Here is an 18,431-nt window from a genome sequence, read left to right on the forward strand (position 1 = left end):
AACCCTTCAAGGAGATACCCGATGACATCCCCCGCCACGCCGCCGGCGATCGACCTGCCCGGCGCACCCTCCCTCGACGAGATCCTCATCGCCACCGCCAGCATGGACTGGCGCGAGAAGTCGCTTGCCGGCGTCGCCGAGAAGATGCTCTGGCGCGACGAGCAGACCGGCGCCTCCATCGCGCTGATCAAGTTCGCTAAGGGCGCGAGCATTCCCAAGCCGCACAGCCACGCGTCCAACCAGTTCATGTACTGCCTGAGCGGAAAGTACGAGTACACGAAGACTGGCGTGACGCTGCTGCCCGGCTCCTTCTACTGCAACCCCAAGGGCAACGTGCACGGCCCGACGCTGGCGCACGAGGAAACGGTGGTCGTCGAGGTCTACGACGGCCCGCACTACCCCCAGGTGCCCGACTGGTACACCGACCCCAAGGACGCGCAATGAGCCAGCTCAGCGTCAGCGCCGACGCCCTGCGCGGCTTGACTGCCGCCCTCTTCCGCGCCCACGGCCTGGCCGCCGCTAAGGCCGACGGCGTGGCCGACTCGCTGGTCTGCGCCGACCTCGAAGGCGTGGCCTCGCACGGCGTCACCATGGTGCCGCTCTACCTGCAGCGCATCGGCCAGGGCAGCGTCGACCCCCACGCCGAGCCCGTGGTCGTCGAAGACCACGGTGGCCTGGTCGTGATGTCGGCGCGGAACGCGCTCGGCCAGGTCTCGGCCCGCGCGGCCGTCGCGCTCGCCACGGCCCGCGCCCGACAGCACGGCGTGAGCGTGGTCAGCGTGCGGCACTCCTTCCACTTCGGCACGGCCTCCTACTGGGCGCGCCAGTTCACCGCCGCGGGCATGGTCGGCTTCGCGTTCTCCAACACCCGGCCCTTGATGCCCGCACCGGGCGGGGCCGAGCGCGTGGTCGGCAACAACCCCATGGCCATCGCCTTCCCCGCGCGCGAGGACGAGCCCCTGGTGGTCGACATGGCGATGAGCGCCACCGCCATGGGCAAGATCCGCCTGGCCGAAGCCAAGGGCGAGCCGATCCCGCCGGGCTGGGCCACGAACGCCGCGGGCCAGGCCACGACCTCGGCCACCGAGGCCATCCAGGGCATGCTGCTGCCCGCCGCGGGGCCCAAGGGCTTCGGCCTGGCCGTGGCCATCGACCTGCTGTGCGGGGCGCTCGCCGACGGCGCGGTGGGCGCCGCGGTGCGCCCGCTCTACGGCGAGCTCGACAAGCCCTACGACTGCTCGCATGCCTTCATCGCCATCGACGCCGCGCGCCTCCACGGCGGCGCCGGCATCGCACCGCAGGTGGCCGGCTTCGCCCAGGCCATCCGCGATTCCCGACGCGCGCCCGACACCGAGCGCATCTACGCACCCGGCGACCTCGAACGCGCGCGCCACGCCAGCAACGGCGCGCACTGCCCGATCTCGGGCGACCTGGCACACAAGCTCAACCGACTCTCCGCGGACGCCGGCATTGCCGAACGCCTCCCCGCCTGACCTTCTCGTTCACTCCTGGAAAACCCCTCATGAAAACCCAGATCACCTCCCCCCTGCTCGCCACCCCCAACGGCCACTTCTCGCAGGCCACCGCCATCGAGGCCAAGGGCCGCCTGGTCTTCATCTCCGGCATGACCGCGCGCACCCAGGACGGCACCGTGGCCGGCATCGGCGATGTGTCGGTGCAGACCCGCCAGGTGTGCGAGAACCTCAAGGCCGCCGTCGAGGCCGCGGGTGGCACCCTCAGCGACATCTGCCGAGTGGACGTCTACGTGCGCAACATCGAGCACTTCAGTGCCATCCACAAGGTGCGCAGCGAGTACTTCGCCAACCCGCTGCCCGCCTCCACCATGGTCGAAGTGGCCAAGATGGTGTCGCCCGACTACCTGATCGAGATCAGCGCCATCGCGGTCATCCCGCAATGACGATGAAGCTGGGAACTGTGCGGGCCCAAGGGGCCGAACGTGTCGCCTGCCTGCTGGACGCGCAGGGGGGCGTGCTGCTGCCGTCCGACTTGGGCGACCTGGTCGCCATCATCGAAGGCGGCGACGATGCGATGAAGAACGTGCAGGCCTGGGTCCGCACCGGCCAGGCCGACCGCTTCGCGCTGGAACAGGTCGAGGTGCTGGCGCCGATCCGGCGCTTCCACCGCGACGTGCTGTGCACGGGCTGGAACTACTGGGACCACTTCCACGAAAGCGAAGGCAAGCGTGAGGGCCAGGACGTGCCCAAGCCCGACGCGCCGACCTTCTTCACCAAGGGCCCCGATGCCGTGATCGGCCCGACGCAGGCCATCGCCTTCGACCCAGCCCTCTCGGCCAAGTGGGACTACGAGGCCGAGATCGTCGTCGTCATCGGCCGCACGGGCCGCAGCATCCCGCAGGACAAGGCCATGGACCATGTGTTCGGCTACTGCCTGGCCAACGACGTGTCGCAGCGCGACCTGCAGCGCCGCCACGGCGGCCAGTGGCTCAAGGGCAAGAGCATCGACGGCACCATGCCCCTGGGGCCGTGGATCGTGCCGCGCGACCAAGTGGATCTGTCGGCGGTGAGCCTGGAACTCGAGCTCAATGGCACGCGCATGCAGCATGCCTCGGCGGCCCAGATGGCCTTTAGCGTGGTCCAGCTCATCAGCGAACTGTCCTTCGGCATGACGCTGAGGGCGGGAGACATCCTGCTCACGGGCACGCCCAGCGGCATCGGCAACGCGCGAACGCCGCCCGTCTTCCTGAAGGCCGGCGACGAACTCGTGGTGCGCGCCACCGGCCTCGGTGAGCTGCGCAATACCATGCGCCCGGTGGCTCTCTCCACCTACTCGACCTGAAAGAGCACTTTCCATGGACAACGTACTGCGAGTTCAGCACCTGGCCGGCTACGGCCTGGAGGTCCCGGACCTCGGCGTGGCCGAACAATTCTTCACCGCGTTCGGCCTGAACGCCAAGCGCGCGCAGGGCGCGCTGCAAATGCACACGGACGCCGGCCTCGCGGCCACCGCCTCGCCCGAGGTGGTGGCCCTGCAGGGAGGCGCGAGCAAGCGCCTGCACCACCTGTCCTTCGCAGTCCTGCCGCAGGACCTGCCGCGCTTCGAGGAGCACCTGCACGGCATGAGCGTGCGCACGCTCACCCCGCCGTTCGGCCGCGTGCGCGAGGGCCTGTGGTTCCAGGACCCCTGGGGCACCTGGGTCAACCTGGTGCCGAGCGCCCCGCTGCAGCCCCCCGCGCCGGCCGCCGCGCCGCCCGAACCCCGCGTCGACCGGCACTTCTGGCAGGACCTGCGCAAGCCGGTGCGTCCGAGCAAGCTCGGCCACCTGCTGATGTTCACGGACGACTGGGAGAAGAGCGAAGCCTTCTTCGCCGACGCCCTCGGCCTGCGTGTCGCCGACCGCGCCGCGGGCAAGGTCTCCTTCATGTCGGGCGGCACGGGGGTACGCGACCACCATTGCTTCGGCCTCATCAAGGACAGCCACCGCGGCTTCCAGCACAGCAGCTTCCACGTCGGCTCGCTCGACGAGGTCGGCCTGGGCGGCCTGCAGATGCACAAGGCCGGCCACCAGGAAGGCTTCGGCGTGGGCCGGCACGCCCTGGCCTCCAACCTCTTCCACTACACGCGCGACCCCTGGGGCAGCTGGATCGAGTACTACAGCGACATGGACAAGATCAGCGAGGCCTGGGTGTCCAAGGACTGGAACGACCTGCCCTACATCTGGCCCCAGTGGGCGCCCGAATTCTGGGGCAAGGAAATGAACGCCAACCTCGAACCGCGCTGAGCCCATGACCGACCTCGACGTTCACACGCACCTGGCGCCCATCAACGCGGCCCAGCTCGAGGGCCTGCCGGGCGTCCGCTGGCTGCCGGAGCAACCCGCGCTGGAGCTGGACGGTTACCGCGTCGGCGTGCGCGCGCTGTTCGAGCCCGAGCGCCTACTCGAGTGGATGCGGACCCACGCCATCGCGCGTGCGCTGGTCTCGATTCCGCCGCCGCTCTACCGCCAGCACCTGCCCGAGGACCAGGCGCTCGAGTGGGCGCGCTACGTCAACCAGGAGTTACTCGCGGTCTGCGCGCGCAGCGAAGGGCGCCTGTCCGCGATGCTGCACCTGCCGCTCGAACATCCAGGGCTGCTGGCGCGGCTGATCGCGGAACACCAGGACACCCCGTTTGGCGGTGTCGCCATCGCCGCGGGCGGGCATCCGAGCATCGTGTACTCGGACGCGCACTACGCGCTGCTGTGGGAATGGCTGAACGATCGCGGGGTCTTTACCTTCCTGCACCCGGGCGCCTGCACCGACACCCGGCTGGCCAAGTTCTACCTGGAGAACCTGCTCGGCAACCCCTACGAAACCGGCGTGGCCGCCTCGCACTTGGTGCTCGCGGGAATCCCCGCGCGCTATCCCCGCATCCGCTTCTGCCTCGCGCATGCGGGCGGCGCCTTCACCGCCCTGGTCGGTCGGCTGCAGAAGGGTTTCGACACCCAGCGGCCGGGCGTCGACCTCGGCGTGGAGCCGCCGCTGCAGGCCGCGCGGCGCTTCTACGCCGACGGCATTGCCCACCACCCTGCGGCCCTGCGCCTGGCCAGGGAGGTGCTGGGCGAAGACAAGCTGCTCTTCGGATCCGACTGGCCGTTTCCCATGGGACTGGAGAAGCCCTGAGGGAAGGCCTTAGATGACACAGAGTCGGCGCACCAGTCACGTACGCACCCGTGCCTGGCATGGAGTTGGGCGTGAACGCGACCGATAGCGACTGCGCGGCCCTCAATGCGAACCGCCAAGGCGATGCCCGGCCAGGGTCGCCAGCAAGCGCATTGCGGCATACGAGGCAGCCGTCGGCACCCGGCACATCCGGTCCATCAGGTCCGCGATGAACGAGAGCTCGACTCGCGGTCGGCCCATGCCTACGACACCACTGGCCTCGTTGCTAGTGAACTTCCGGTCCCGGCTCTGCTGGTAGTCGAGGGCACCGGAGTTCTCGGGACCGACCATACACAGCTGGATTTAATGGCCCTGGTAACGAGTGTAGCGGCCGATCGTGGCGGAGGTGCCAGCTCCTATCGCCATCCACCGCGGCACCGGATGAGGCTCGTCGTACATCTGGTCGAAGATGGACTACGCGATGTTGTTGTTAACCCGCGAGTCCGTAGCACGTTCTGCGTAGGTGAACTTGTCCATATAGTGGCTCCCGCGTTCGTCGGTCAGCCGCGTCGCCTCGTCAACGAATGTGCTCGGCGATAGCGTTCGCTGCGCTTCTACGACAACCCCAACCTCGAGGGCCGGCAGGGACGCGATGCGATCACGCACCTAATGAGCCCGGCGATGGCGGCCGCTGCGGCCATGACCGGACGCATCACCGACGTTCGCGCGCCGGAGCTGCCGGCATGCGCGCAAACCGCCGCATTTCGGGCCGCGCCGCCGCACCGCGCATCGAGAATCTTGACACGGATCAGATCATGCCCAAGCAATTCCTGCGCGGGATCGCCAAGTCGGGTTTGAAGGAAGAGCTGCTGTAAGACCTGCGCTTCGATGCGCGCGGCCGGCAGCGATCAGAGTGCGTATTGAACCGCGACACCGATGTCTGTCCAACTTCAACCATCGAATCCTCGGCCCTGGCCAACCACCCCTCTTCAAGTGAATCCTCGTCTTTCGATCGTTCCACATTCAACTCGCCGGTCCCCGTTATTTCTTTCGTGCCGTAGTAATGGCACAAAATAAATGTTTGCGCACACTCTCCTGGAAATGATTGAAAATACTAGATATCAAGGGTAAACACTTAGATCGAGATTTGGGCGTTTGACTAGGATTTGCGCAACTTTCCGTCATCCACATGGATAGCCCACGCATCAGTTCGGTCGATCTCGAGCAGGTCAGAAAAGACTTTTTTGACAGAGGTCTAGAAGTCACGGCATGGGCACGCGCAAACGGATTTCACGCGGCCAGCGTCTACAGGGTGTTGAACGGGCAGTCCCGGGCACGCCGCGGCGCATCGCATCACATTGCGGTGGCACTGGGCCTGAAGTCGCCGCCTTCAGAACTTGCACCAGGCGCTTCGCCGTCCCCGACGAAGAAGGAGGAATCCCACTAGACCAGCACCAAAAAGCCAAAAGCCAAGCGTTGCCGCGCTTGGCTTTTGTACTCGGCTTCGCTTGAGGAACAAGCTGGGGAGCTTGGGCATAGTTTCGCCACTACGCCGCCTTGAGTCAAGCCTATGGCCATGCGCTCCGCGCGATGCGCGCGCGCCAAAGGACTTGATATGGCAATGCGATCAGCCGAGCCAGGGGAAGAACCGCGCATCGATTCTTCCGATTGGCGCCTAGCGAAACGAAATGTTCAGGGCGGAACAGCACGGGGGGACTACTACCAGACCTACCCTCCATTCGAGGCTGCCCCCTTCCGCTTCACCAAAGCACGAGTCACTGGATCAGTATCCAACCCCGGTCACTCTGCTTCATTCGTACACCCTCTTCTCGCCCCCCAGTACATCCCGGAGAAAAACTGGGGCGGCCTCAGGCGGACGTCGGCCCCTATTGGACTGGTACTACCTCGGTACACCAAGGTTACATGGGACCGTCTCTACGACATGATCGACGCCGGCGTTGGTGGAAGTGTCGGTGAGAACTACTGTGCATGGATACGAATTCGGCGTCACCTCTCCTCGCCGGTCAGCACACTTCACGTCGAACACACGCCGCTGTACTCGCATCGTGGCTTGCACCTGCTCTCAGACGACGAGGATCGAATGGCCAGGATTTTCGTCTGGCTCGGCGCCATCGAAGTGCGAGAGCAAATGCCGATGTGGCCGGATCCGCATCGACTTCCCTTGTTCGGATGGCACCCGGACAGAGACCGAAGCCTGGGGGAAGCACCAGGATTGTTGGAGATTGCAAAGAAGGCCGGCATCGATCATGGCCGCTACTACGCCACGAAGATTCCATTCATTGCCACCACCGACTTGATGGTGAGGTTCGGCATCCCGCCAGATGACCGCCTCATCCTTTGCCAGTGCAAGCCCAGAAAGATCGCCGAGGCACCGAAGAACAGCAGGACGCGCGAACGACTGATCCTGGAAACTCTGTATGCGAAGGCCATTGGCGCCTGTGCGGCCGTCATTCACGAAGACTATCTGCCGAGCGTCTTTCACGAGAATCTCATCTGGCTCGAGCCTCTTCGATCAGAAATCTTGAGCGCTCGGACTTCGCAGCAGATCTTCGACTACGCGCACGCATTCATGCGTCGCTGCGACAGTGACCCGATAGAAGCTTGCGTCGAACACGCGGCATCGTCCACGGGCATGGATCTCATCACCGGGCATGCAAGCTTTCGGATGGCCGCCTGGGCTGGCCTGATTGATGCGGACCTGCTGCAGCCCATACAGATGACGAGGCTGCTGCAGCGCGATGGTGGGCGCCTGCGAGCCCATGTCGCGCAGGAGCTTTTATGTCCCGCGTAAAGATCCCGATCGAATGGTGTGGATGGGAGATTCGGTCACGCACGTCCGAAGGATGGCATCCGATAGGGCGTATCGTCTGCGTCGTTCCGGATGGAAGCGCGATGTGGTGGATTCGCTATCCAGAGAACCGACCTCCGGCGAAACCCAAGCAACCGAGATTGAGAAAGAAAGGCAAGGCCGCCGTCGAATCCAAGGCGGTTAAACACCACATCAAGGAACCTCAGCGAGTCACAGCGGAAGTATTTCGCCACGATATCAATGCTGGCAGCCTGAGCGTGGTCCAGGCGGGCTTTCCGCCCTACTGGAGCCTCACAGACAAAGAACTGGAAGCCAACGTTCGCCCCGATCAACTCATACGCGCCTACTCTCGCGCAAAGCCGTCCGATTGGCTCGAGGACCGAAACCGGTTCGACGTACTCATAAAAGAAATCATTGCCGACTATGACATCTTCGCACTCACCGAAGGTGGCCTTGAACGAGAGCAGTCCGAAAAACAAGCTCGATTGAAGAAGGTCCCAGCCGAAAAAATTCGGCAGCTACTGCGTCGTCACATGCTCGGACTCGGGCATCGCAACTCGCTCCTGCCGCGTTTCGATGTCTGCGGCGAACTGGGGACAGAGAAGTATTGCAAGACCAAGCCTGGCAAATCCAACACAGCTGCGAGGAAAGAGAAAGGAGCCAAACGCCTGAAGCTTCGTGGCTACAACCTCAAGCCCATAGATCGCCAGTGGCTTCGCGAGGGCTACAAGAAGTACAAGAAGCCTGATGTATCTATGAAGGTGGCGTACCACCTCACAATGGCGGACTACTACCCCGCAAAGATCGAATACGTCAATTCGAAAGAGCCGCGCATAGTGCTGAAGAAGGCCAGTGAGCGGCCGACACTCAGTCAGTTCCAAGATCACGGTCCCCAGTCTCATGTTGATCGCCCACGCCGCATCAATCTCGGACAAGCACACTACGAGGGTCATCAACGGCCGATTCGCCATACTGGCTTTGAGCGCGCAAACGTCTTCGGGCTGAGATCATTCATTGACAGCAGCCCCGAAGACCAGACACCGGTGAGTGCGGCCTCTCTCCTGCAGGCACTCCCAAGCACCCATCGAACACTGGTGGTGGAGGACTCTACGGAGTACATCCTCGGGTTCTACTCAGGACATGAATCTTCCAGCAGTCTTACCGGGCTGCTCGCATTACTCAACTGCGTGGAAGATCATGTCGCGTTCTGTGCAGAGATTGGCATCACCATAGCGCCGGAAGACTGGATCTCCTGGATGCCAAAGAAGGTCACCGGGGACAACGGAGACATCAAGCAAGACGACAGCATCATGACGCTGGAAGAGTCAGAGATCTCTAATTCTTATGCGAAGGTATTTTCCCCCCTCTCGAAAGATAAAGTTGAAAAGAAGCACCGCTATCTTCAACGTAGCGCCGATCATCGGAATGCAGGATCTACGCAAGGCCGAAGGCGAAAACGCGGTGAGCGCCGGCGCGAGGAAGATGCATGCCGTACTCACAAACAGAATCTGATCGAGCTTGTAAAGGCCATTCTTCAGCATAACAACCATGAGCCTGTCCCCCAGCTGTTAACGATGGAGATGCGACGGGACGGCGTCGAGCCTACCCGCAAGGCGATCGTCCTCTGGAAGATTGAAAAGGGCTACATCGCGAGCAGTCCGACCAATCTGGAATCTCTCAGAGCTCATTGCCTGCCGCGACTTTCGGCAGTGATACACGGTGATGGCATTCACGTGCGCGATCCGCGATCGACTGCTCGCGATCTCATTCCTGGCCTCGTCTACTCAGCCGACTGGCTCTATGAGACTGACATTCTCACTCGCGCACGAAAGCAAGTGAGGGATATCGAAATTGCGCTCAACCCTGGCCGACTTGGATGCGCCTACATTCAGTTGAATGGCATGAAGGAGCTGTCGCTGAAGACACGCGATCCGGAGCTCAAAGAGCTTTCTCTGGTCGATTGGCTGACCATCTGTAGCATCGACAAATACTCGGCATACATCACCGCCCGACTTCGTGATGAGGTCGAAGCTGAGCGAGTCGTTTCTAACGAAAAGATCAATCAACAAGCTCAGCGCGCCAAGCAAGAAGAACAGGAAAAGTTGCCCAAGCGTCCAAGCAAGAAGGCTATATCCGGCAATAAGCGAGCGGCGCTCAAGAGCGAACTCGAAGCCATAAGGAATCGTGCCCTCGGACTGGATTCAGCCCCCTCGGTCCCAGAACCGAGCATCGACGAATTCGTCGATTTTGGAGATGAGTCTCCATCGCAGAACAAACGATATCAGGAGCTCAGAGACTCATGGCTGCAGTAGTGAAATCACGCGCGGAGGAATTGTTCAGCGCCCTAGGCGATAACCCACTCTTGCTCGGCCTTCCTCGCATGCGCACGGAACGCGAGTGGGGCCGCTTGCTGATGCATAGGCCGAAGACTCCGGTGGGGACCGAAGTTGAGGACTGGCAGCGGTTGGAATCGGTAACCCAGATCGAAAGCTTGTTCGTCCCGAAGCTCGATGAAACAGAGGCCGCGCCACGGATGCAAATGGCCATGCTTTCGAGCATCCGAAATCGTGACCCGCGCATCGAGGCCAACAGGATCATGGTGTACGCGGCGGATCCAGCAACACACGAGACGATGGAGGACATCCCATACGCAAAGGTCGCTGCTCAAGGCGCAATCATTCGAGGTCCCACTGGAGGCGGGAAGTCCTCGTTCCTATCCAGATTCTTATCCCACTTCCCTCAAGTAATACATCGAGACGGCGATGAAAGTCTGGGCTACCTGAAGCTGAAGCAATTGGTTTGGTTGGTGGCTGAGATGCCCCCCGATCCATCCCGCGGAGGATTACTGGAGTCGATTGCACACGCGATGGACAAGTCCCTCGGGATGGACTACTTAGCGCAGCTCGGAAAGGTGACAAAACTTGAGAGCAAGTTCGTTTGGGTTATTCACTGGCTTCTGCTTCATCGCTGCAGTTTTCTTGTTGTGGAAGAGGCGCAAAAGGGAAATCTGGACACCCCGGTTCTTGGTGAGGCTTTCCAGCGTTTCTTCTTGCGTCTACTGAACAGTGGCATTCCAGTTGTCTTGGTAGGAAACCCACTCGCTTTTTCCGAGCTCGAAACGAACAGTCAGAACATGAGCCGTCTGACCTCTGCAGGTCTTTGGGACTACTACCCTGAATTCACATGGGCGACAGAACGGTGGAAGGACTTGGTCACCTACGTGTGGGGCTTTACCGTCTTCGATTCGAACAAGGACAAGCCGATCGAGCACCTGCACGTTCTGCTCTGGATCTTGACCGGTGGTTCACCCAGGTTTCTGGCTCGACTTCGGAAGGAGGCTTTGATGAAGGCGATATCGATGGAGAAAGACTACGTCGACAAGGAGGTACTTCTTTTGGCCGCCAACGGCGCTGTCATGCGAGGCGTCCGTCCCCTGATTCTTGCACTGGCCGCACGCAACGACGCGGCGTTGGGCAAGTTCAAGGATCAGCCCGTCGAATATTTTCGCGAGCGCTGGGCGCTGATACCGCAGAAGCTGAGACGCCCGCCTATAGATCTACTGAAGGGCTCACCCCTGTACTCCATTTTCAAGAGTACTGATGCCAGCGCCAGGTCGCCAAGCGATGGCCCAGCCAAAACTGCTGACAGCACAACCACCGAGAGGAAAGGCAACAAGCAAGGCGCACGGAAGTCGGATTCGAAAGGCAGCCCTCGCCCCCTTGCGCCACAGCCATCATCTTCCAACAGCTAGGCGAACCGCCATGATTCCATCCTTCCCTGAAGACGCAACGCTACGTTCGCTCTTGATAGCGTTCAAGTCCTGCGGGCACTACCGGGATTCGGACTACCTGGACGAATCGATTGGTGTGGCAGTGAAGATGGAGAATGCATATGCCATGCACGCAGGAAGTTTCGCCACGAAGATTTTCGACAACGCAGTTGCCCCAGATGATCTCCTTTCGAAGCACTCTCAGGCAGGAATCTGGGGGAAGCTTTTGAAAGAGGAAGACGAAGTTCGCTGGCGCCGAGCCTTGACCAACGGCGACGCGCGAGCCGCGAACGCATATGTTCCAAGAGGGACTTCTGGGCTGATCAGACCGAAGCTGAACCGGATATGTCTTGAATGCCTCGAGGAGGATTTCGCTCTATTCGGCTTCGGCCACTATCACGTGCTGCACCAGGTCCCTTTGCTTAGCCACTGCACCAGGCACGCTGCACGCCTGCGGTCTTGCTGTCCGATCTGCCAGCCTTCGCAACGGCTTCGACCCGCGCATTCGCGATGTGCCCGCTGCACGTTTTCGCCCTTGCCGGTGCTTGATGTCATGCCCTATGAACAGACTGAGGATTACGCCTGGACTGCGAGACTGATTGAAGAGATGTATCGAGGCGAAGCTCCCGCACTTCGCCCACGAGACAGGCAACAGCTCGTGGGTGCAACGTTTCCACGTGACTCCATGGTTTTCCGGCGAGTGGAGTTGCTTGAACAGTTCATGTCGGCATGGGGATTCGAAGACCTTGCCGCCCTCCAAGAGACCTTCAGAACTCACAAAAGCGCCAGCACAGTCTCGGCTTGCCTCGAGGGGTATCCCAGCTTCGTCACCCACTCTCTGAGAGTGGCATCAATCGCTTTCGCACTTCGCCGAGCGCCACAGAGTTGGGAGAGCGCCGCACCTGTGAGTCCTGCTCAATCATTTGGTCTTTTCACCCCACCGATGCATGTGGCCGAAAAGCATGTCGCCGCCGCCGCGGCCCGTATTGAAGAAGAGGGATTTCCTGCGGGCACCTTGCAGCTTCTCTTTGAAGGCGGTACTCGCAAAGATGCCGCCGTAGTCTTGGGCGTATCCGCTGCACTTCTGTACGCACTCGAATGTCGTCTTCCCGTCGAGTGCACATCCGCACTTGAGGAAGCGCGCAATCAGAGCCCGAAGAAAAAGGCTAAGAAGACCAAGCGGCGTTCGACGCCGAACAATGGGCAACGAGACCGTCGCATCGCGAAGCTGCCCGAAATGCGTAACGCGGCGTTGGCGGCGCGTGAGAAGGGAATGAAACGCAAGAAACAACTGGCACTGCATGCTCGTTCGGTCTATGCGTTCTTGATCCGATATGACCGCGAGTGGCTTCAAAATCACTTTCCAAGTGCACGAAAGAACGAGAGGAATTCAACCTCCACAAAAAGAACCGCCTACCGCAAGCTCGCGCTCGCGGCGAAGCGCAAGATGAAAGGACATTCATTCCCGGCCATTGATCGTGCAATTTGGAATTGGCTGAAGCAGAGTGACTTCAAGTGGTTGAACGAGCAGTTTCCTGAGGCAAACCTGCGCGTTCCTCCGAACGGTCCTCACTACCGCATGCTCGCCGAAGCGGCCTACAACGAGCGCCGCGTAACGCAGCACGGCTATCCAAAAATTCCGAAAAATGCCCGGATTTGGCTTACGAGATACGACCGCGAATGGTTGGAACAGCAGGCAGAACCACATCGACTGATTAACGCCCGCGAACTTCCTCGGATTTTTCGCCGCCCCAGCAGAAAAAAACTGCCTGATGCGGTCTAGAGCAGATCCTGATATGTCGCACAAGGCTGATGAGCGTCCACGGAACGGATAACGCCTTGCTGCAGCTTCTCAAACCCTAAGGCCTCTTGGGGGAGCCATTTCCCTTGCCTCCAGATCGCTTGGATTGCCGACGCCAGTGGCTCTTCCAGCCAGGCGGACGCAAGATCGGAGGGCGCTTCAGTGCACTCAGGCTTCGCTCTACACACACCGTTGGACACCAGCCAGGCATAGAGCTCTACCGCAGGCGAAACCTGCGGCTGGCCGAGTTCAGTTTTCCGGTTGAATTCCAAGGGGATGCGAATTCCCTTCGGATCCAGGTCGCCGAAGTACAGAGCGTGCCCTGCTCCCACCTCATGCATCATCTGGGCGAGGGCCGCTCCGGTGCTCTGGAAGGCCTCGCCGCCGCCGTAGACCACGGCTGAAAAGTAGTTCGACTTCGTATTCCACTCTCCAAAACTCCAGTACGCGTCCTTGTTCTCAAGGACAAGGGCCGGCCGGCCGGGTGCTGCGCCCGGGCGGTATGGAAGCGGCGCGGAGACCTGGAAGCAACTCAAAGCGGACAGCGGGAGCTTGCCGAAAAGCATTCCGCTTTGGCTTATGCGCTCCAGCCGCTTCTCGTCGCCGAAAATTTCCAGCGACCGCTCCTTGGCCGGCACCAACGGCAGGAGGCCACGCCGGCCCAAGAGAAAGTCGTTCACCGGCATCAAGGCCTCGAGTTGCGGGGCCTTCAGCTGGGGCCAGAAATCAAGTTCCGGTGCCCAGGCGATGGTGCCGTAGTCCCTGCGCTCGGCCTGCGGCTGGGCCCCAGAAAGGGTGATCCAAAGCGGTAGCGGAGGCTGGCCCAAACGCTCCCAGCTCCCGCGGGCCGGCAACCTGAGGTGGCCAGTGATTTCCAGCTCCTGCAGGCTTTTAAGGAGCTGAGCTCCACGGTGAGGGCTGTCTTGCACCTCAGGGAAGGCGGCGTAGAAGTGCCGCCGGATCTCATCAAGCTGGACACGCCGGCGGGGGCAAGTCTGGAGATTCTTCAGGAACGCGTTCACGCAGCCGCCTCCTCCTCGTGCTTCGGCGTGAAAGTGTAGTTGGCCACTTCCAGGTGCCAGCGTCTCGTTCCGGTATGGGGCCCAGCCTTGCGCAGGCGAACGAACCGGTTGAACTCGGCCAAGGCGTTGTAGTCCTCTACCGCAGTCGCGAAGATGAGTTGGACACCCATGGAGGCAGCAAGCAGGCGCTGGGCCTTCCACATGGCGCCGGACGTGACCTTTGCGAACGGGTTGTCCAGCAGCAGCGGTCCTCCGGCGGACTTCTGGACGCTGGCGTAGTTCTCTGCCCGCAGCTGGTTGATCAGCAGGTACAGGAACATGGCCATCACCACACCCTCCCCTCCCGAATTCGAGATCCGGTCGACGACCACGTACTGCTCCGTTTCCTCCACCGACATCTTGAGCATCTGGATCCCGAGCGGGGCGCCGTACACACGCATCACCGATTCGGCGATCAGGCTGGTGCCGGTCACCGGGATTGCCTTGCTGGCCGCCAGGATGTCAAGGTAATCACGCATCCGCTGCTTTCGCAGATCCGTGTTGATGTTGCTGAAGTTCGCCCGCATCTTCAACACCTGCTTGCCCCCGATGTACGGGGCGCCATCTGGCACTCGCTTGTCGGAGCTGGTCGCCTTGTTTAGGGTCGAAATAGCGATGCGTACGACTTCTGTCACCTCCTCGATGCAGGCGTCGAAGTCCGCTTGCATTGTGTCGAGGGTGGATTTGGTGGTGGAGATGCGATCGTCCAGGGCGGACAGGATCTTCTCAGCCGCGCGACACGTGTCTTCGAAGCTATTGATCTGCATCTGCTGCGCAACGGCCGCATCCGCTTTGGCAAAGTCCGGTGATGCAGCGGCCTGCTTGAGGTCGTCGAACTCCTGGCGCGCCTTGCTGCTGAACTTCTTCACGGCTGCCCCCTTCTGCGCGTACGACCTGCTCAATGCAGCAACCTGCAAGGCGGCAGGTTGCTCCAAGACAACAGGGTCTCCGGCTTCGAGGGTCAGGCCCGTCAGCGCCTGCGTTTCGGCCAGGACCTGAACGATGGTGGTCTGCTCGTTGAGGCCCAAGGCGCCGCGAAGCATCTGGTCGGCGCCCTGGTCCGCATCGGCTTGCGCCTTCTTCTGCTCGGCACGAACCCGTGCCCGCTTACCGGCTTCGATTGCCGTCTCGGAGCGCTTCGCCTCGACTCCGTGCAGTTCGTCGAGGCGAGCGGCTTCGATCTGCAAGTCGTCGACTCCCATGGCGACAATCGCAGGGTCTGGCGCGTTCACGAGGTGCTTGTTGACGGTGTACCAGCGCTCGGCGTCCTTGATCGCCAACTGCTCGATCGTTTTCTTGTCGACCTGCGCGCCGCGGGCCTGTTCAATATCGCTGTCTGTTTCCCGCAGTACGGCATCGTGATCGATATGCAGATACGGCTTCATGTCCGTGGCCGTCACGCCCTTGCAGGTCTTGGCGAATTGGTCGGCCTTCTCCGTCTTCTTGTCCCGCTCGTACTGTAGCTTTTCGTGGAGCTTGCCCAATACGTCCTCTTCCTTGGTGCGATAGATCGAGGCGGCGTCCTTGTACTGGCCGCGCAGGATGTCCAGCGCGCGCGGATGCTCCTTCAAGTGCTTCACCGCGTCGTAGTTCCTGTCGTAGTACTCAAGTTGGCCACGCTCCATGGCCATGCCATCGCGCTTCACCGTCTCCTCGGCCCTCACCGTCGCGTCCGTCGATTCCTCGAGCACCAGTTCTTCCAGTTCGGCGACCGCAGCTGCGCGGTCTTCCTCCGCGGCGGCGATCAGGGCTGGCAATTCACCGAGGCGATGCAGGCGCTGGGCTCGACCTGCATCGTGGTCCCGGATGAACTCTTCCATGCGGCGCATGGCCTCAGCAGCCGTGGCACGCTGCTCCTCACTCTGCCGCGCCTTTTCCTCGCTTTCTTCGGCCGCCGCCTCCTGCCGGACCGCCTCTTCGTCCAGGCTCGCGGCGCGCGCCCGAGTCGCCTCAGAGTCCTCGGCGATCACCTGCTCCTTGGCATGCGCTTCAGCCAGGCGCCCTTCCCCATAGGCAGCCAAGAAGGACTCCAGCTCCTGCTGCGCCTTCACACAGCGCTCATGCCGCTTTTCCAGTGCCTTGCGTTCCTCGGTGTCCGCCTCCATCGCTGCGGCGAGCTTCGGGGCGAGCTGCGCGGCCGCCGCGGTGTTGAAGGCCGAGTCGTCCTCGGCGACAACGACGCAACGGTCGGCCTGGGACGCCGCCGGATCCAGACTTGCAACGGACACCGTGACGGGCTTGCGGGGCAGCCGGCCGGTCCACGTCACTCCAGCAGCTTTCTCGAACTCGGTCCGGGCAACGCACACACCCAGGAAGCGCCCCGGGTCGCTCTGCACCAACGCTCGGGAGCGCTCCGCATCCTTGATCGTTTCGGCCAGGTACTCGTTGAACGGACGGGCAGACCTGACCCCAGCGTCCCGCAACACGCGCACCACGTGAGCCACTTCGGCACCGGCGCCGGCCACGCTTGTGCTCTCGATTGCGCTCTTGGTGAGATTCAGCTCTGCATATCGGACATCGATCGTCGCAATCTGGCGGCTGTATGAGGCGACCACAGTGGCCAGTCGCTGGAGCAGGATTGGCGAGAACGGATCGGCGAACTCGGCCTCCGCAGCTTCCGTCAAAGCGGGATGCTGCGACAGAGCCTCCCGCGCGTGCTCTCCTTGCGCAATGAATTCCTGCAGCCGACGTGCGTCCTGCTCCAACTGCACTGCCTGCTGCATCTCGGCCTTTGATTTGCGGCGCAACGCCTCGGCGCTCTCCCGCTGTTGCCGGCGCGTGGCGCGGTGACCCTCGCGGTCGCGTTCGTGCAACGCGGCCGCCTGCTGCCAATGGACCGCCGCGACACTCGCATCCTGCTCCACGGGCTCGATGAGGCCCTCCCGCACGAAAGCGTCCAGACGCAGGGCTCGACGGGCCTCGGCGCCATTCAGGTTCGACTGCTCCTGCGCCAGGGCCCGCTCTTTCCGGTCGGCATCCTCGCGAGCCCTACCGAGCGTGACGCGACGATCGTTCCTGGTTTTCTGCTTTGTGGTCAGGTCCTGCAGGATTCCAGTCAGCCGGGCTTCTTCCAGGAACAGCGCCGCGCGCAACAAAGAACCCTGTACTTCCGCGTGATCCTTGATTGGCTTCAGGCCTTCCGCTTGGGCCTCCGCCACAGCCTCGAGATCCTTGATACGCTGCTCGCAAGCAAGGATGTCCTTCTGGAGAACAGCGGCGCGCACGAACCGCTCCTTGTCCTGCAGGTCCCTCACCTGCTTGTCGGCCGCTTCGCGTTCGAGCTTGGCTATCGCTTGTTTCTTCTGGTGAAGTACATGCAATGCCGTTGCGTACTCGCGCGCCAACCGACCGCCCTCGGCGTCAGCTTGCTGACGAATCTGAAGCTGCAGTTGCTCCTCCCAGCGGTGCTCCTTCTCGGCTTCGACAGCCGCGACGTGGCGCTCCTGCAATGCGAGGCTAGTCAAGACCCCTTGAAGCTGGACTTGCCCCTGCTGCGCGACCGAGTCCAAGTAGGCGCGGGATGCATCCGCGAACGTGGACATCCGGCTTCTAAAGAGAGTCAGCTGGTTATGACGGGCCTGGTACTCGGGCTTGCGACTGTGCTTTTCGCAGACTTCGACCACGAGCTTGCGGGCCTCGTCGGCGCGGGTGGTGTCTAGGGTAAGGGAGAAGAACCGGTGGATGAACTCGGACTCATTCTTCATGCGGATGAAGGCATCGAAGCCGCCCTCTTGCGCCGAGAAACCCACCTGCATCTGCAGCATTTCCAGATCGATCAGCCGGTCGACCTGCAAGTGCTTCTTCCACTCCGCCTGGTTCTTGACAAAGAAGACGTCGGGGTTGACCGCCTTCTGCTCCTGCAGCCACCGGGACACGTCCGCGAGACTAGCGGCAGGCGTCGGGCCGAGCCGCGGCGCCGGAAGGTTCTCCAGTCGCAGGTCGGCCTGTTCCTGGAACGAAAAGAAAATCCGATCAACGTCCGCCGGCTCCACGGTGGCGCGCACAGACACGGCCTGACCCACAACGAGACGGATCGGTTTTCCCTTGGCCGTGCGGGACGGCAGCACCCATTCCACGGCAATGAAGCCTGGGATGCCGGTCTGGTCGAAGTACTGCGAGAAGCGGTTATTCGCCTCCTGAAGGTGCTTCAAAAACTTGTTCTGCTCGGTCTCGAAGCAAGAAAAGATCAAGCTCATCAGGGTCGTTTTGCCGCCGCCGTTCTCCAGGTGGAGGATGGCGTCGGTGGGAGCGTCGGTGACCGGGTCGGTCAGCGGCAGAATCTCCCCGTCGAACCACGCCGTGCGGTAACCGCAGTGCCCCAGATAAAAACGACTGATTCGCTGCATTTCTT

At 61.9% G+C, this 18,431-nt stretch carries 13 protein-coding genes and 3 pseudogenes; 13 read left to right on the forward strand and 3 right to left on the reverse strand.

The features are described from left to right. Positions 1 to 21: 21 nt before the first annotated feature. From ABL840_RS37375 to ABL840_RS37400, 6 genes are read left to right on the forward strand one after another with little or no spacing between them, the layout of a single operon-like run. The gene (locus ABL840_RS37375) at positions 22 to 444 is read left to right on the forward strand and encodes a cupin domain-containing protein (protein ID WP_093300016.1); all 423 of its coding nucleotides are present in this window, start codon (positions 22 to 24) and stop codon (positions 442 to 444) included. Beyond that, positions 441 to 1,493, forward strand: a complete 1,053-nt coding sequence (locus tag ABL840_RS37380; RefSeq protein ID WP_093300018.1) for an Ldh family oxidoreductase — start codon at positions 441 to 443, stop codon at positions 1,491 to 1,493. The genes ABL840_RS37375 and ABL840_RS37380 overlap by 4 nt, the downstream gene beginning before the upstream one ends. Before the next feature lie 29 nt (positions 1,494 to 1,522). Then, on the forward strand, positions 1,523 to 1,918 hold the full coding sequence (locus ABL840_RS37385; protein WP_093300019.1) for a RidA family protein: 396 nt from the start codon (positions 1,523 to 1,525) through the stop codon (positions 1,916 to 1,918). A gap of 2 nt (positions 1,919 to 1,920) precedes the next feature. Then, positions 1,921 to 2,817: a fumarylacetoacetate hydrolase family protein gene (locus ABL840_RS37390; protein ID WP_418116142.1), complete on the forward strand. Its 897-nt coding sequence runs from the start codon at positions 1,921 to 1,923 to the stop codon at positions 2,815 to 2,817. A gap of 13 nt (positions 2,818 to 2,830) precedes the next feature. After that, positions 2,831 to 3,760 (forward strand): VOC family protein, encoded by a 930-nt coding sequence (locus tag ABL840_RS37395; protein ID WP_093300022.1) that lies wholly within the window; start codon positions 2,831 to 2,833, stop codon positions 3,758 to 3,760. Between the two features lie 4 nt (positions 3,761 to 3,764). Next, positions 3,765 to 4,640, forward strand: coding sequence for an amidohydrolase family protein (locus tag ABL840_RS37400; RefSeq protein WP_093300024.1), 876 nt, complete (start codon positions 3,765 to 3,767; stop codon positions 4,638 to 4,640). Positions 4,641 to 4,985: 345 nt separating this feature from the next. Here the strand turns inward: ABL840_RS37400 and ABL840_RS37405 are convergent. Next, positions 4,986 to 5,168 (reverse strand): annotated as a pseudogene (locus ABL840_RS37405) (PLP-dependent cysteine synthase family protein); the annotation flags it as partial. 46 nt (positions 5,169 to 5,214) lie between these two features. Between ABL840_RS37405 and ABL840_RS37410 the strand changes: the two are divergent. The 7 genes and pseudogenes from ABL840_RS37410 to ABL840_RS37440 all read left to right on the forward strand — a co-directional run. Next, positions 5,215 to 5,357: pseudogene (locus ABL840_RS37410) on the forward strand (aconitase family protein); the annotation flags it as partial. 5 nt (positions 5,358 to 5,362) lie between these two features. After that, positions 5,363 to 5,491: pseudogene (locus ABL840_RS37415) on the forward strand (3-isopropylmalate dehydratase small subunit); the annotation flags it as partial. A 317-nt stretch (positions 5,492 to 5,808) separates the two neighbouring features. Beyond that, positions 5,809 to 6,066 carry a DNA-binding protein gene (locus ABL840_RS37420; protein WP_093300026.1) on the forward strand — a complete coding sequence of 86 codons (258 nt, stop codon included), beginning with the start codon at positions 5,809 to 5,811 and terminating at the stop codon, positions 6,064 to 6,066. A gap of 495 nt (positions 6,067 to 6,561) precedes the next feature. Then, on the forward strand, positions 6,562 to 7,431 hold the full coding sequence (locus ABL840_RS37425) for a TnsA endonuclease N-terminal domain-containing protein (protein WP_176947405.1): 870 nt from the start codon (positions 6,562 to 6,564) through the stop codon (positions 7,429 to 7,431). A gap of 158 nt (positions 7,432 to 7,589) precedes the next feature. Further along, positions 7,590 to 9,761 (forward strand): hypothetical protein, encoded by a 2,172-nt coding sequence (locus tag ABL840_RS37430; RefSeq protein WP_143042905.1) that lies wholly within the window; start codon positions 7,590 to 7,592, stop codon positions 9,759 to 9,761. Next, positions 9,749 to 11,200, forward strand: a complete 1,452-nt coding sequence (locus ABL840_RS37435; protein WP_093300034.1) for an AAA family ATPase — start codon at positions 9,749 to 9,751, stop codon at positions 11,198 to 11,200. The genes ABL840_RS37430 and ABL840_RS37435 overlap by 13 nt, the downstream gene beginning before the upstream one ends. A gap of 10 nt (positions 11,201 to 11,210) precedes the next feature. Further along, on the forward strand, positions 11,211 to 13,001 hold the full coding sequence (locus tag ABL840_RS37440; protein ID WP_143042906.1) for a TniQ family protein: 1,791 nt from the start codon (positions 11,211 to 11,213) through the stop codon (positions 12,999 to 13,001). On the opposite strand, the gene ABL840_RS37445 is transcribed toward ABL840_RS37440, so the two are convergent. After that, positions 12,998 to 14,041, reverse strand: a complete 1,044-nt coding sequence (locus ABL840_RS37445) for a Wadjet anti-phage system protein JetD domain-containing protein (RefSeq protein ID WP_093300038.1) — start codon at positions 14,039 to 14,041, stop codon at positions 12,998 to 13,000. The two genes, ABL840_RS37440 and ABL840_RS37445, sit on opposite strands and share 4 nt — an antisense overlap. Then, entirely contained in the window at positions 14,038 to 18,426 is a 4,389-nt protein-coding gene (locus ABL840_RS37450) for a hypothetical protein (protein WP_093300039.1), read from the reverse strand. The genes ABL840_RS37445 and ABL840_RS37450 overlap by 4 nt, the downstream gene beginning before the upstream one ends. Positions 18,427 to 18,431: the final 5 nt, after the last annotated feature.

Source organism: Variovorax sp. NFACC27 (genome assembly GCF_048301545.1).
GTDB lineage: Bacteria > Pseudomonadota > Gammaproteobacteria > Burkholderiales > Burkholderiaceae_C > Variovorax > Variovorax gossypii.

Excerpts from the sequence above, each read along its gene's own strand:
- ABL840_RS37440 (WP_143042906.1), top strand. The coding sequence starts at position 11,211 with ATGATTCCATCCTTCCCTGAAGACGCAACGCTACGTTCGCTCTTGATA.
- ABL840_RS37450 (WP_093300039.1), bottom strand. The coding sequence starts at position 18,426 with ATGCAGCGAATCAGTCGTTTTTATCTGGGGCACTGCGGTTACCGCACG.
- ABL840_RS37385 (WP_093300019.1), top strand. The coding sequence starts at position 1,523 with ATGAAAACCCAGATCACCTCCCCCCTGCTCGCCACCCCCAACGGCCAC.
- ABL840_RS37425 (WP_176947405.1), top strand. The coding sequence starts at position 6,562 with ATGATCGACGCCGGCGTTGGTGGAAGTGTCGGTGAGAACTACTGTGCA.
- ABL840_RS37375 (WP_093300016.1), top strand. The coding sequence starts at position 22 with ATGACATCCCCCGCCACGCCGCCGGCGATCGACCTGCCCGGCGCACCC.
- ABL840_RS37380 (WP_093300018.1), top strand. The coding sequence starts at position 441 with ATGAGCCAGCTCAGCGTCAGCGCCGACGCCCTGCGCGGCTTGACTGCC.
- ABL840_RS37420 (WP_093300026.1), top strand. The coding sequence starts at position 5,809 with ATGGATAGCCCACGCATCAGTTCGGTCGATCTCGAGCAGGTCAGAAAA.
- ABL840_RS37400 (WP_093300024.1), top strand. The coding sequence starts at position 3,765 with ATGACCGACCTCGACGTTCACACGCACCTGGCGCCCATCAACGCGGCC.
- ABL840_RS37395 (WP_093300022.1), top strand. The coding sequence starts at position 2,831 with ATGGACAACGTACTGCGAGTTCAGCACCTGGCCGGCTACGGCCTGGAG.
- ABL840_RS37435 (WP_093300034.1), top strand. The coding sequence starts at position 9,749 with ATGGCTGCAGTAGTGAAATCACGCGCGGAGGAATTGTTCAGCGCCCTA.
- ABL840_RS37390 (WP_418116142.1), top strand. The coding sequence starts at position 1,921 with ATGAAGCTGGGAACTGTGCGGGCCCAAGGGGCCGAACGTGTCGCCTGC.